Annotated in this window: 10 protein-coding genes; 2 read left to right on the top strand and 8 right to left on the bottom strand. The window is 61.4% G+C overall.

What is annotated here, in order from left to right:
- Positions 1 to 26 precede the first annotated feature (26 nt).
- The 6 genes from RM6536_RS07445 to murA all read right to left on the bottom strand — a co-directional run bounded on the left by RM6536_RS07445 (position 27) and on the right by murA (position 8,592).
- The gene (locus RM6536_RS07445) at positions 27 to 1,394 is read right to left on the bottom strand and encodes a thiamine-phosphate kinase (RefSeq protein WP_060824640.1); all 1,368 of its coding nucleotides are present in this window, start codon (positions 1,392 to 1,394) and stop codon (positions 27 to 29) included.
- 78 nt (positions 1,395 to 1,472) lie between these two features.
- Positions 1,473 to 3,092: a hypothetical protein gene (locus RM6536_RS07440; RefSeq protein ID WP_269453484.1), complete on the bottom strand. Its 1,620-nt coding sequence runs from the start codon at positions 3,090 to 3,092 to the stop codon at positions 1,473 to 1,475.
- Positions 3,093 to 3,727: 635 nt separating this feature from the next.
- Complete coding sequence (locus tag RM6536_RS07435) at positions 3,728 to 4,846, bottom strand: D-alanine--D-alanine ligase family protein (protein WP_060824638.1); 1,119 nt, start codon at positions 4,844 to 4,846, stop codon at positions 3,728 to 3,730.
- Positions 4,847 to 5,072: 226 nt separating this feature from the next.
- Positions 5,073 to 6,191: an NAD(P)H-dependent glycerol-3-phosphate dehydrogenase gene (locus RM6536_RS07430; RefSeq protein ID WP_060824637.1), complete on the bottom strand. Its 1,119-nt coding sequence runs from the start codon at positions 6,189 to 6,191 to the stop codon at positions 5,073 to 5,075.
- Positions 6,192 to 6,301: 110 nt separating this feature from the next.
- Entirely contained in the window at positions 6,302 to 7,159 is an 858-nt protein-coding gene (locus tag RM6536_RS07425) for a lysophospholipid acyltransferase family protein (RefSeq protein WP_060824636.1), read from the bottom strand.
- The gene (murA, locus tag RM6536_RS07420; RefSeq protein WP_060824635.1) at positions 7,159 to 8,592 is read right to left on the bottom strand and encodes a UDP-N-acetylglucosamine 1-carboxyvinyltransferase; all 1,434 of its coding nucleotides are present in this window, start codon (positions 8,590 to 8,592) and stop codon (positions 7,159 to 7,161) included. The genes RM6536_RS07425 and murA overlap by 1 nt, the downstream gene beginning before the upstream one ends.
- 699 nt (positions 8,593 to 9,291) lie before the next feature.
- Between murA and RM6536_RS07415 the strand changes: the two genes are divergently transcribed.
- Entirely contained in the window at positions 9,292 to 10,740 is a 1,449-nt protein-coding gene (locus RM6536_RS07415; protein ID WP_060824634.1) for a hypothetical protein, read from the top strand.
- Positions 10,741 to 10,929: 189 nt separating this feature from the next.
- On the opposite strand, the gene leuD is transcribed toward RM6536_RS07415, so the two are convergent.
- Together leuD and leuC are read right to left on the bottom strand one after the other, a co-directional pair.
- Positions 10,930 to 11,523, bottom strand: a complete 594-nt coding sequence (gene leuD, locus RM6536_RS07410) for a 3-isopropylmalate dehydratase small subunit (protein ID WP_060824633.1) — start codon at positions 11,521 to 11,523, stop codon at positions 10,930 to 10,932.
- 26 nt (positions 11,524 to 11,549) lie between these two features.
- Positions 11,550 to 12,992: a 3-isopropylmalate dehydratase large subunit gene (gene leuC / locus RM6536_RS07405; RefSeq protein ID WP_060824632.1), complete on the bottom strand. Its 1,443-nt coding sequence runs from the start codon at positions 12,990 to 12,992 to the stop codon at positions 11,550 to 11,552.
- 410 nt (positions 12,993 to 13,402) lie between these two features.
- Between leuC and RM6536_RS07400 the strand changes: the two genes are divergently transcribed.
- On the top strand, positions 13,403 to 14,299 hold the full coding sequence (locus tag RM6536_RS07400; RefSeq protein WP_419865834.1) for an IclR family transcriptional regulator: 897 nt from the start codon (positions 13,403 to 13,405) through the stop codon (positions 14,297 to 14,299).
- Positions 14,300 to 14,353: the final 54 nt, after the last annotated feature.

Below are 14,353 nucleotides of genomic sequence, written 5' to 3'. Positions count from 1 at the left end.
GTGACTTGCGGTACTGGGTCAAGCTTCTACGCGGAAGCCCCGTAGTGTTCCCAGCCCATGCCGTCCAGGGAGCGGCCGTCCATCACGACCGCCGCGCCGGTCACCGCATTGTGGCGGCGTTCGGCACCGTAGAGTTCGGCGCTCAGACCACGCTCCGGGGCGTCCGCCACGCAGGTTCCCAGGGGCACGAACTCTTCGGGTACCTCACCGGGGAAGGTCGCCAGCAGGCCGTGGTCTTCTCCGCCGACCAGCACGAAGGTGCGCGCCAGGGATGCGGGGCTCTCCCCCGCCTCGTTGCGCTCACCAATCGCCAGCAGCAGGCGCGCCAGCGGTAGTAGCGGCTCGGCGAACGCATCCACGGCGGCGCGGTCGAGGCGCATCTGCACCCCGGAGGCAGCGGCGACTCGTCCAGCGTCCTTGACGAGTCCGTCGGAAAGATCCAGCATGGAGCTTGCCTGATGCTGGCGTGCCACCTCGCCGGCGGGGATGGGACTGACCGGGTGGTGTTGCGAGTCGACGGCGCGCTCGCAGACCGCAATCATGTGCGCGGCGTCTTCGGGGCTGAGGGTGCGGGCAAGCTCGATAAGACCCTCGGGAAGAACGCCACCAGGAAGAGCGCCAGTACCTTCAGCCTGCTTCTCAGTATGCTTTTGAGCCCACGCCCGGCTCACCGCCTCCAGCGCCGCCTCAGCATCTTGACCTGCGGCAATGGCACGCAGCAGTGCCATGGCGGGCAGGGAGAGCGGGTTGAGCAGCAGGCGCAGACCGGCATCGGACCAGGCGGTACGTCCCGCCAGGGCAATAGTGTCACCGGGGCGTGCGCCGGAGCGTAACACGGCGCGGTCCGTGTAGCCGAGGGCGGTGACGGTCACCGACATTTCGGTGGAGTCGCCAATATCGCCGCCGCCAATCACGCATTCGGTAGCTCCGCAGGCGTTGATTCCGTCTACAATGCCGTGGGCGAAGCCATCGATCCAGCCGTAAGGAGTGCTACCGGGCAGGCTCAAGGAGATGAAGAGGCTCACCGGGCGTGCGCCCATGGCGGCAACGTCGGCAAGGTTCTGGGTCGCGGCTTTGCGCCCCACATCGTAGCCGCTACTGCGGGCGGGTTCCAGAATGAACTCGCCGGCCTCACCCGCACGTGCGATACCGCCGGGCCACAGGTTCATGAAGTCCTGGTCCTCAACGAGAGTGTCGGTGGTGACCACGGTACGCTGACCGGGCGCGGGCGCGGCGAGGACGGCACAGTCGTCACCGGGACCCACATCGAGGGGCTCAATGTGCCCCGCCTGACGTGCCGTAGCGGCAACCTGCTCATTGTGGGCGTTGATAATCGGCATGAAGGCGCGCAGAACGCGGGACTCCCCCAGCTTTGAGAGAGGTGTCTCTCGCATGGGGTTGTCCCGCGTTTCGCTAAAAGTCTGAGGATTCACATCCTCTATTATCGCGTATTCTTACGCGTTATGTTCGCCTTATGCTCCGCGGCTGAAGTAGCGGATCGCCAGAGCAATCAGCACCAGACCGATGAGCGAGAAGAGAATCAGCGGTGCAATGCCGGAAAGTCCGGAATCGTCCGCATCCGCATTCTTCACGGCCTGTTCCTGAGCGGCGTTCGCACCATCAGCCTTTGTCACACTCTTTGCGGAGCGGCTGGCGCTAGCCGAGGTGGAGGAGCTGGGCGACTTCGAAGCCGATACCGAGCTTAAGGAGCTCGAGGGGCTTACCTCCTGGGAGTGGTCCTCTTCGGTCTTATTGCGCGAGAGGTATCCAGCAACCCAGTCTGCCGCGCCCGGGATGGAGTCATTCGAGCCGTTATTGGCTGCGATTCGTCCGAGGGTGGTGCCGCCAGAACGCAACGGATCGTCCTCGTTGTCATCAAGCCTGTCATTCGGTGCCTTGGTGCTCGGTGAAGAGCTTGAAGATCCCGATGAGGAGCTTGAGGATTCGGAGGATTTGCCCGGTCGCGGAAGCTCGATGGAGATGACGACATCTTCCCCCGAGGTTTCCTGACGGTTTCCAGGGACGGTCACCGGGTTGTTCGCCGGAGGAATCGGGGCAACAGGCTCAGTCTCAATCGGGGTAAGGGTCTTGGCGTCTGAGCTGTCCTTGGTGTCCTCTACCGGAGCTACGGGAACTACCGGAATCACGGGGATTTCTGCATCCTTAGTGGGTTCCTTGGAGGGTTCCTGAGTCGGCGCGGGCACTACCGGAGCCTGAGTCGGCTCCTCGGAGGGTGCTTCGCTCGGTTCCTTGCTCGGTTCCTGAGTCGGCTCGGGAGTTACGTCCTTGGTCGGCTCGGGAGTGGGTTCCGGATTCGGTTCCGGGGTTACGTCCTTAGTCGGCTCAGGAGTGGGTTCCGGAGTAGGCTCCGGTTCCGGGGTGGGCTCAGGATTCGGCTCAGGAGTGGGCTCCGGGGTCGGTTCAGGAGTAGGTTCCGGTTCCGGAGTCGGCTCTACCGTCGGATCAGGCGTGGGCTCCGGGGTCGGTTCAGGAGTAGGCTCCGGGGTCGGTTCAGGGGTAGGTTCCTGAGTCGGCTCTACCGTAGGCTCGGGAGTCGGGTCCTGAGTGGGCTGAGGGGTCGCGTCCTTGCTGGGTTCCGCGGTGGGCTCCGCAGTAGGTGCAACGGTCGGCTCAGCGGTAGGCTCAGCAGTCGGGGTTGCGGTAGGAGCAACACTCGGTTCAGCACTTGCACTGGGAGCTACAGTCGGCGTAGCGCTAGGCTCAGCAGTTGCTTCCTTCGAAGGCTCTACGCTAGGACTCGCCGTAGCGGTAGCACTCGCAGAAGCGGAAGGCTCAGCAGTGGGCTGCGCAGTAACATCCGGAGTAGGCGTCGCGTCCGGAGTGGGAGTAGCACTCGCAGAAGGTTCAGCACTGGCGGTGGGCTGAGCACTCGAAGAAGCGCTAGGCTGAGCGGTGGGCTCTGCCTGCGCATTGTCAGTCTTATTGTCTCCCTGAGCGGTGGGCCATGCGCTCACGGTTGCAAGCGTAGGTACTGCCGTCTGAGAGGAAGATGCCGCGGTCGCGGCGGGGTCCAGGGTTTGGCCTGCGGTGCCGACAGGGTTCGGCGGAAGCTGTGACGCTGCCTCCTGCACATCTTGAGCAAATGAGGCTACGTATGGGCTTCCGGAAGCAACCAGTGCTGTCGCCAGACTCGCAGAGACCACCTTACGGTTTCGTTTTCCCAAAGGTTGTCCTTGACTTTCTGATACGTTGTGAGTGAATAGATACCCAATCGCTAGGGCAGATTGGATATGCCTTCGTCTATTCTACCGAATCGGCTTTTTCTTCATTACTCATTTTAGCGCTTTCATACCAATCTTTGAGCTTCAAGATGTGCAAAGACTATCAACAACACCTTTTCATCACTCAGAAGCATCATTTCATGCACTTACGAGCAGAATTACGTTTCACCTTATCAACACCGCTTTAAAACTTGCACTCCCCCATTCAAGTAGCTCTAAGGCAGGTGCAAGTGATTTTTCTCATGAGTGAATCTAGAGCGATTCTCATCAGCATATCTGCGGAAAATACGTACCAATTCCCCGTTTTCCCCAGCGATCAACTTACCAGCCGCGCAAAAAAGCACCCCGGTACAGACTCTCAAGAATCCGCACCGAGGCGCCTTACAGCAGGGGTACTCCCCCACCGTTAAATATTCATACGCTGAGCGTCAGCTCAAGAACTTAGCCCGCTCAAAACTTAAGCACTCTCTAAAACTAGCGCAAAACTATCGCAGACCCAGGGGGCGTTCCATCGCCAGGGTCAGCAGCTCGCTAATCAGATCAGTGTAGGAAATACCGGTGTTCTCCCACATGGTCTTGTACATCGAAATCGGGGTGAAGCCGGGCATGGTATTCACCTCGTTAATGACCAGGCGGCCATCCTCGGTGTAGAAGAAGTCCGCACGCGACAGACCCTCGCCATCCAACGCCAGGAACGCCTTCACAGCCAGCTCGCGCAGACGGTCCTGCACATCCTGCGGCAGGTTTGCCGGGCACACGGTCACAGCGGACGACTCAGAAACGTACTTCGCTTCAAAGTCGTAGAAGCCGTGGTCCTCGTCCACAACCTCAATCTCGCCGGGGTAGGACGCGCGGGGCATCTCGCCGTGGTGGCCGTCGAGCACAGCGCACTCAATTTCGCGGCCCACAATACCGGCCTCAATAATGATCTTCGGGTCGTGGCGGCGTGCCTCTTCAATCGCGGGCACAAGCTCCTCCACAGAATCCACCTTGGTAATACCGAAGGAAGAACCCGCGCGGGTCGGCTTCACAAACATGGGGAAGCCCAGCTTCAGCACACGCTCCAGAATCTGCTCGCGGTCCTCGTGCTCCCACTGGCGGTTGGTGATGACCTCGTAGGGGCCGACCTCCAGGCCAGCGGACTCGAAAGCAACCTTCATGAAGTGCTTATCCATCCCCACAGCGGATGCGGTCACGCCGCAACCCACGTAGTGCAGGTCAGCCATTTCCAGCAGACCCTGCACGGTGCCGTCCTCGCCGAAGGGGCCGTGCAGCAGCGGGAACACAACGTCCACCGGCGCGGTGCGGGTAACGTTACCCTCAGCATCCACCAGGGTCAGGCGGGAATCGCCGGCGCCCATCGGCAGGAACACCTGCTGGGTACCCTCGGGGAACTCTGCGGTACCGCGTGTGCCAGCAGTCAGCTCGGCAAGCTGCTGCTCATCGGTCAGGTACCAGCGGCCGTCACGGGTAATACCGATAGTGATGACGTCGTAGGCGGTGCGGTCAATAGCGCCCAGAACGCCGGCAGCAGTAATGAGCGAAATCGGGTGCTCGGAGGAGCGGCCACCGCACAGCAGGGCGACGGTCTTCTTCTCGGTCATATATTTCTCCTAGTCAATGTTCCCCTACCCTTAGGTCCGGAAGGTGGAACGGCAATGCGTCAATAATCCTAACGCACGAATACCGTCGCGGTCACTGATGCGTTTCTCACGCACCGGTTTTCCGCAACGGTATCCGTCCTTGGATGTTTACATTCAATCTTCTTCTAGTATGTCCTGGCACACAACCCGAATCAAGGGGTGCCCGCACACCAGAAAGCTTCAAAACCTAGTGGCTCTCATGCTTGAGGCGGCGACCCAACAACTGAGGCGCCAACTCCTCAATGCCAATACGGCCCGAAAGCACAGCCACCACAGCCTCAACAATGGGCATCTCCACGCCGTGACGACGAGCCAACTCAGCCACCACCGGCGCCGACTTAATCGACTCAGCGGTCTGGCTCATATGCTCGTGCAGGCGGTCAGGGGTAACACCCTGAGCCAGCAGGCGGCCCGCCGTGTGGTTACGAGACAGCGGTGAAGAGCAGGTCGCAATCAAGTCACCCATACCGGCAAGACCGCTCATCGTCGCAGCCTCGCCGCCCAACGCCACCGCCAGGCGGGTAATCTCCGCCAGACCGCGCGTCATAATGGACGCCTTCGAGTTATCGCCGTAATTGCGGCCCTCGCAAATACCCACGCAAAGGGCAATCACATTCTTCACCAGGCCACCAATTTCGGTACCCACCACATCCGTGTTGGTGTACGGGCGGAAGTACGCGCACGCAATCGCGTGAGCAACAGACTCAGCCACCGGCAGGGTACGAGCCGCAACCACGGAGGCGGTAGGCTCCTCCCCCATGATTTCCTTCGCCAGGTTCGGGCCCGAGAGCACGCATACGCGGTGCGGAATATGGCCAATCGCGCGCAGATCAGCACCGCGCAGAGCCATGGATTCTTCCAGCTCCTCGGTAATGACCTGCGACATGCGCAGACCCGTACCGGTCTCCAGGCCCTTCGCCAAAGACACCAGCATGGCGTTCGACTCAATATAGCGGGCGAAGCTCTGCAACTGCGAACGCAGAACCTGCGCGGGCAAGGCAAGAACCACAATATCGGCGCCGGTCAGCGCCGCGGGGGCATCCGCCGTGAAGTGCATGTTATCCGGCAGCTTCATTCCCGGAAAATAGCGGGCATTCTCGCGGGTGCGTTCGCACTCAGCCATCACCTGCTCATCACGACCGATGAGGGTCACGCGGGTGTTATCGCCGCGCTCGCGGGCAGCATCCGCCGCGATCTTAGCGAAAGCGGTGCCCCAGCTACCGGCGCCGAGCACCGCAATAGACTGTACGGTTGCCGGAGGGGTAAATTCAGGGCTTGCTGCGGGGGTGCGTCCAAAGAAGGTCACGAAAACACCATCTTCCTTGTGAGGTCCTTGGATGAGGTCCTTGGGTGAACCCCCTGATAGGTGCCCGGTCGGGTACCTATCGGGGCTCTCAATGGTTCCCAGCGGGAATACTACTTTTCGTCCGGTTCGCCGAGCGCGCCACCGACCGGACCGGAGGGGGTGCCGGGAGCTTCACGACGCTTCGTGCGCGGGTTCCAACGACCCTCAGGAGCTTTCTCGCCGCGGATTTTCTCCAGCTCGGCGGTAATAGCGTCCAGCATCGCGTCGGTGACCACGCCCAGTTCGGTGCGGGTGTGCTTAGCCTCGGGGCTGGCGTCCTCAACGAGGGAGGCGATGTCCAGTGCCTTACCAACCTTCACGCGGACGGTCTTGCGCGGGAACAGCGAAATCTTACGCTTCTCCTTGATGCGGCCGTCCTCGCCGGGCTCATCCACGTAACCGAGAATCTGCTCATCACCCCAGTGCGCCACCGGGAAGACGGGCGCACCGGTCGCAAGCGCCAAACGAGCCGCGCCGGTACGCGCCTGCATGGGCCACAACTGCGGATCGTGGGTGGTGGTGCCCTCCGGGAAAATCACGACGGCACCGCCAGCCTCAACAATCTTGCGGGCGGTAATCAGGGACTTACGCGCATCCACCGAACCGCGAACCACAGGAATATGCGCGAGCTTGCGCATAATGTAGCCGAGCACGGGAGCGCGGAACAGCGAATCCTTCGCCAAGAAGCGCGGCAGGGCGCCCTCAACGAAAGCAGGGAAAGCCACGGTCACCGGGTCAAGCTCGGTGGTGTGGTTAGCCACGATAATGTACCCGCCGCTCTTGGGCAGGTTCTCACGGCCGGTAATCTCAACGCGTGCGATGAGCTTGTACAGCCCGCGCGCAGCGTTACCGAGCACCTTGTACAGAGCATCACCGGAGGCGGTGGGCTCAATCTCAGGCAGAGCCTGCTTTCCCTGCTGTCCGCTCACTAGTCCTGAACCTCAACTTCCTCGGGCTCAACAACGACGATTGCCGCATCGGGCTTGGGAGCCTTCGACGCCTTGCGTGCCAGCACCTCAAAGTTGGCACCCAGGCCCTTGAGCTTCTCCTCAAAGTTCTCGTAGCCGCGAGCAATCAGCTCAACACCGCTCACGTGAGAGGTGCCCTTAGCCGCCAGAGCAGCAATGATGTGGGAGAAGCCGCCGCGCAGGTCCGGAACCTCAATGTCGGCACCGGTCAGCGGGGTGGGGCCAGAAATAATAGCGGAGTGGCCGTAGCCCTTACCCTCGAAACGGCAGGGTGCACCGCCCACGCAGTCACGCATGACGACAATATCTGCACCCATCTGCTTCAGGGCGTTGGTGAAGCCGAAACGCTCCTCGTACACGGTCTCGTGCACAATGGACGCGCCCTTAGCCTGGGTCAGCGCCACAACGAGGGGCTGCTGCCAGTCGGTCATGAAGCCGGGGTGCACATTGGTCTCAAAGACGATGGGCTTCAGCTGGGCACCGGGGGTGCGCTGAGCCGGGTGGGTGAAGCGGATACCCTCGGCGGTCACCTCGTACAGGCCGCCCATCTTGCGGAACTGGTTCAGGAACGCAGTCATATCCTTCTGAGCTGCGCCGCGCACGAAAATATCGCCGCCGGTAGCCAGAGCCGCAGAAGCCCAGGAAGCGGACTCGTTGCGGTCGGGCAGGGACGCGTGATCGTAGCCGGTCAGCTCGTCCACGCCCTCAATGACGATGGTGCGGTCCTCGTTAATGAAGATGATGGCACCCATCTTCTGCAGAACAGCAATCAGGTCAATAATTTCGGGCTCAATCGCTGCGTTGCGCAGGACGGTCTTACCCTTAGCGCGCACACCGGTGAGCAGAACCTGCTCGGTAGCGCCCACGGAGGGGTAGTTCAGCACAATCTCTGCACCCTTCAGGCCCTCTTCGGGAACGATCAGGGTGGTGCCGGTTTCATCGTCCTTCTCAACGACCGCGCCGAACTTGCGCAGTGCAGACATATGGTAGTCGATGGGGCGGTCACCGATCTTGCAACCACCCAGGTTGGGGATGCGTGCGGTACCGAGGGTGTGCAGCAGCGGGCCCACCATCAGAATCGGGATGCGGGAGTTACCGCCGAAGAGCTGAATCTCCTCTGCGTTCTTTGCAGCGGTGGTTGCATCCTGTGCGGGGTTGAGGGTCAGAACACCAGCTTCGCGGTCGTAGTCGACCTTTGCGCCGTGCAGCTCCACGAGGGTGGTAACGATTTCGACATCGCTCAGGTCGGGGACGTTACGCAGGGTCGAGGGGGTCGAACCGTGCAGTGCTGCGACCATCGCCTTGGGCACCAGGTTCTTGGCGCCTCGAACGTGGACCTCACCAACGAGCGGAGTGCCACCTTCAATGCGAAGCTTGCTGATGTTCTCAGTCATTAAAAATCCTTTGTGGAGTCGGCTGGTTTAGGCCGAACTTTAACAGTGTGCCGATACGCCGCGTTCTCATACGCTCATACGTGCCGTGCCCTCTGCCGGTAGCAGGGTGAAACGGGCGCATATATTCATCATTATTCTAAGCCCTGCGTAAAGGTGCTCCAAACACTGAAGAGCCTTTGGAACTCGTGACTGGGATTTTGCTCCGTTGTGTGTGTGATAAACCGCTCTGACCCCTCCAGATTCAGTGCCGGAAAAAACAAAAAGATACACAAATATTCACAACAATGCAAACATTTTCTGGTTCTTCACCGAAATTTGACGCCAGTTTCGTCTTTTTGACGCACGAATTTGAACTTGAGAGTAACCTCCCCCCTACAATAACGTGCACACTCTTACCCGCTGAACGGCGCCTCCACTCTCACCGAGGAGCCAATCGGCTCTCAGCTGCGGCATCTGCGCCGGCATTGCCGTTGCTCCATGCAGTACGGAGCCTCACGGCAGGGAACGGGCGTGTATTCACTGCATAAACCCTGCGATGGCGCCCAACCACAACGGTTCGGCTTCCTGACTCACTTCAACTTCAAAAATTCACCTCAACATCACCGTAAATATTCGAAAGTCAACTAAAAACCAGGGCACATCGCAACCAACCACAGGTTATTTCGCGGCTGCATCCGCGAAACAACCGGAGGACCCAATATGACACATCACAACACTGCATCACGCATTTCACGCCGCCGCCTCGTACAGGGTGCGGCATGGAGCGCCCCCGTTATCATCGCCAGCACAACCGTCCCTGCATGGGCGGCAAGCGGCGAGCCCACCTGTTCCCCCGCCCTGACCCTCAAGCCGACCGCAACCGGCTTCGACGACAAGGCTGGTGCATACACCGAATGGCTCGTCCCTGAAGGCGTTGGACGAGTACGATTCGACCTCGTGGGAGGTGCCGGCGGTGCCGCATCTTCCTTCACCCCCAGCTACCTGACCGACGTCACGAACGCATCCCTAGCTGGCGGCGGTGCCGGCGCGCAGCTCAGCGGCGTTCTGGCGGTCAAGCCCGGCGATATCCTGCGCGTCTGGGCGGGTAACGGCGGCGTCGGCTCGGCGTCCGGCGCGAAGCCCGCACTCGGCGGCGAAGGCTACGCAGCGGGCGGCGACTCCACCGGCTCCAGCACCGCAACCGGCACAGCGCAGGTAGTGGGTACTAACAGCGGCTACGTGTACGGTGCATCCGGCGGCGGTTCCTCCGCGGTCGAGCTCGTCCGCGACGGCGCAGTCACCGTCGTAGCCGTTGCGGGTGCAGGTGGCGGCGGCGCACAGCTGGGAACCCTCACCACCCACCAGAGCTTCTTCGATACCCAGCCCAAGGATCAGCTGAACCCGGCACTGCGCGTGGCACTGGACAGCCGCGACGCATCCACCACCGCAGGCGGCAGCGCAGGCGGCGACCTGGGCACCGACAACACCGGTCAGGGCGGCATGCTCATGGCAAGCCCCTACCAGGAATTCATGCCCCTCGACGAGGACGACAAGACCCTCGACATGCGCCTCATGGTCACCGGCGGTACCGCTGGTCGCTCCGGCGTCGCGGGTACCCTCGGTGAGGCATTGATCGGCGTCCTCGACGAGAACAACGAGCTGAAGCTCCTGCCCATGTCCGAGCCCTGGTTCGATTCCTACGATTTCCCGCGCTACTACCGCTACGAGGGCGACTCCGTGAGTGAGAAGGAGAAGGGCACCGGCGGTGCGGACGCTACCGGCTCCTACCGCGGTAAGGGCGGCTCCGGCGCGTTGCTCTCCCACACCTACGGCAAGCTCTCCCTCACTTCCGTAGCATCCGGCGGAGGCGCCGGCTACGGCGGCGGCGGCGCAGGCCTGAACATCTGGACCGTCGGCGCGTACTACGAGAGCGTTTTCGGCCGTCAGGTGCAGTTCGAGAGCGAAGGAAACATCTACTCGCTCAGCTCTCTGAGCAGCGGCGGCGGTGCAGGCGGCAGCTACATTAACCACGAGGTGGTTTCTGACTTCGCTCTTGCCACCGCGCAGAACGCCAACCCGACCGCGGACGTGCGCTCCCCCGGTTCGGCGGCGCTGTACAGCTGCACCGAGAACGCAACCCTGAACACCCCCATCACTGAGGGCGCCTAAGCTCTAGGTATTGAATAAATGCGCCTCCCCGGAAGCTGATGCTCCGGGGAGGCGCTTTTATATGTGTGCCGAGGTTTTGGTACGTAAAGGTTCGGATGCAGAAAAGCTCGAAGGCGGCGACTGATTTAGTCGCCGCCTTCGAGCTTTATACCTCTAGGTTTTAGAGCGCTCGGCTGAGAGCTCCCCTATTTAGAGTTCCTGGGTGCGGGGCATCCAGGAGGGGCGCTTCGCCTCGTACGCCTCAATAGCCTCGAGGTTCTGCAGGGTCAGACCAATGTCGTCCAGGCCCTCCATGAGGCGCCAGCGCACGTAGTCGTCAATTTCGAAGGGAACGACCAGCGCGCCCACGGTTACGGTCTTGGATTCCAGGTCAACGGTGATTTCGGTGCCGGGCTCGTGCTCCAGCGCATTCCAAATCAGCTCAATATCGTCCTGTGCAACCTGTGCGGTGACCAGGCCCTGCTTACCGGAGTTGCCGCGGAAAATATCGGCAAAACGAGCAGAAATAACGACCTTGAAACCGTAGTCGCGCAGCGCCCACACGGCGTGCTCACGGGAAGAACCGGTACCGAAGTCCGGACCCGCCACCAGCACGCTGCCGTGCTTGTAGGGCTCCTGGTTCAGGACGAACTCGGGGTCCTTACGCCAGTTAGCGAAGAGGGCATCGTCGAAGCCGGTCTTGGTCACTCGCTTGAGGTAGACGGCGGGAATGATCTGGTCGGTGTCAACATTCGAAGAACGCAGCGGCACGCCAATGCCGGTGTGCTTAATAATGGGTTCCATAATGGCTCCTTAGCTATAGCGGCGTGCTAGGCCACGACGTCGGACGGGGCGGACAGGGTACCGCGCACAGCGGTTGCGGCGGCAACCACCGGGGAGACAAGGTGGGTGCGGCCACCCTTGCCCTGGCGGCCCTCAAAGTTACGGTTCGAGGTGGAGGCGCAACGCTCACCGGGTACCAGCTGGTCGGGGTTCATGCCCAGGCACATGGAGCAGCCGGCGAAGCGCCAGTCGGCACCGAATTCCTTGAAGACCTTGTCCAGGCCTTCTGCTTCTGCCTGTGCGCGGACCTTCTGGGAGCCGGGCACGACCATCATGCGTACGTTCTCAGCGATGGTGCGGCCACGCACAATGTCTGCGGCGGCGCGCAGATCCTCGATGCGGGAGTTGGTGCAGGAACCCAGGAAGACGACGTCCACGGGGATTTCCTTCATGGGGGTGCCCGCCTCCAGGCCCATGTATTCGAGGGCGCGTTCTGCTGCGACCTTGTCGTTCTCGTCCTCGAAGTCGTCCGGGGAGGGAACGGCGTGACTCAGCGGAATACCCTGACCGGGGTTGGTACCCCAGGTGACGAAGGGTTCGAGCTCGTCGGCGTTGATGAAGATTTCCTTGTCGAAGACGGCGCCTTCGTCGGTGGGCAGGCTCTTCCAGTACTCGACCGCCTTGTCCCATTCTTCGCCCTTGGGTGCGTGCTGGCGACCCTTGATGTACTCGAAGGTGGTCTCGTCGGGGGCGACCATGCCGGCGCGTGCGCCCGCCTCAATGGACATGTTGCACATGGTCATGCGGCCCTCCATGGAGAGGGAGCGGATTGCGGAGCCGCGGTATTCAAGCACGTAGCCCTGACCGCCGCCGGTGCCAATCTGCGCGATGACGGCGAGGATGATGTCCTTGGCGGTCACGCCGGGCTTGAGGGTGCCTTCAACGTTGATTGCCATGGTCTTGAAGCGTGCCAGGGGCAGGGTCTGGGTTGCCATGACGTGCTCCACCTCGGAGGTGCCAATACCGAACGCGAGAGCGCCGAACGCACCGTGGGTGGAGGTGTGGGAGTCGCCGCAGACGATGGTCATGCCGGGCATGGTCAGACCGAGCTGCGGGCCGACCACGTGCACGATGCCCTGTTCCTCGTCGCCGAGGGAGTGGATGCGCACGCCGAATTCCTTGGCGTTGCGGCGCAGGGTCTCGATCTGGGTGCGGCTGGTCAGGTCGGCGATGGTGCCGAAGATGTTGTCGGTGGGGGTGTTGTGGTCCTCGGTGGCGATGGTCAGGTCGAGGCGGCGCAGGGGGCGGTTCTCGATGCGCAGACCTTCGAATGCCTGGGGCGAGGTCACTTCGTGCAGTAGCTGCAGGTCGATGTAGAGCAGGTCGGGCTTGCCGTTTTCACCGGGGACGACGACGTGTGCGTCCCAGACTTTTTCTGCCAGGGTGCGCGGACGGGTGCCCGCGGTGGTTGCGTTCTGTTCGCTAGTCATGCTTTCTCCTGCTTGATGCGTTCCTACGGTGGATGCGTTCGGGGTGGTGCGTGCCGCTGGTTTTGGGGATTGAGAGGCGGATTATGTACCCGATGGGACCCTCAAACCGGTATTTCCCTGCGGCGTGTCGCACATTTTTTCACGGATTCTTAGCCTGTGAGACGGCCTAGAAACACCCCGAACCAGCGAGTGTTTTTGTGTGGGTTTATTCTATGACTCCAGGGTATTTTTGCGGGATTACCCGCATTTTTCTGCGACTTTTCGCATATTTTCACCCATAAACCCACATAAACACTTATTATGAAAAGTTCATAATTTATCCCGTAGGGGGTGATTCCATCTTCAGCTCTGCACCCAAAAGAGTCCATGAAGTCCGGGGTATCTTTCATATTCTGAGATAGAATATAAGAATGACTCCTTCCGCCTCACGTTTTAACGCACACGGAATGCGTCACCCCAACGCATCCACACACCACAACGCACCGATTGTCGACCCCGTCAAGCCGCCCGAACACATGGCCGCCGACGAGCAGATGGTAGAGGTACACTCCCACGGCTCCTCCGGCGTTGGCGTGCTCGACAAGGCGACCCTCATCCTTGATTGCCTCGAGGCAGGACCCGTATCCCTGGGCGACCTCGTCAAGGCAACCGGTCTGGCGCGCCCCACCGCGCACCGCCTCGCCGTGGCACTGGCACACCACCGCCTCGTAGCCCGCGACGTGCAGGGACGCTTCATGCTCGGCCCCCGTCTGACCGAACTCGCATCCGCAACCATTGCTGACGAGCTCATCACCGTGGCAGACCCGATTCTGCAGAAGCTCAGCCTCGAAGCTGACGAGTCCACCCAGCTGTACCGCCGCCAGGGCGACTGGCGCGTGTGCGTTGCGACCGCTCCGCGCCCCTCCGGCATGCACGAATCTATTCCGGTCGGTACCCAGCTGTCCATGCAGGCTGGTTCCGCCGCCCAGGTTCTGCTCGCGTGGGAAGACCAAAATCGCATTGTTGAAGGTCTGCGCGATGCGCACTTCAGCGCCGCCATGCTCGCGGCTGTGCGCCGCATCGGCTGGGCGCAGTCCGTGGGTGAGCGCGAGCGCGGTACCGCCTCGGTTTCTGCTCCGGTGCGTGCCCCCGGCGGCAAGGTCATTGCGGCTGTGTCCATTTCGGGCCCGATTGACCGCATGACCCGCCAGCCGAACCGCAACTACCCCGAGCTGGTCGTTAAGGCTGCTCAGGCGATTACGGACGGTCTGCGTGAGCTTGCGGCGTCTCAGCAGGCGCCGTGCGCTGAGGCTTCTGACGAAGACTAAGCTTCAGTAGCGTATAGATTTAATGGAAGAATCCCTCCCCGCCTCGATTGAGGT

The sequence above is a fragment of the Rothia mucilaginosa genome (assembly GCF_001548235.1).
In the GTDB taxonomy this organism is placed as follows: Bacteria; Actinomycetota; Actinomycetes; order Actinomycetales; family Micrococcaceae; genus Rothia; species Rothia mucilaginosa_B.
The sequence above is the reverse complement of the archived record's forward strand: the minus strand, read 5'-3'. Positions and strand labels throughout refer to the sequence as shown.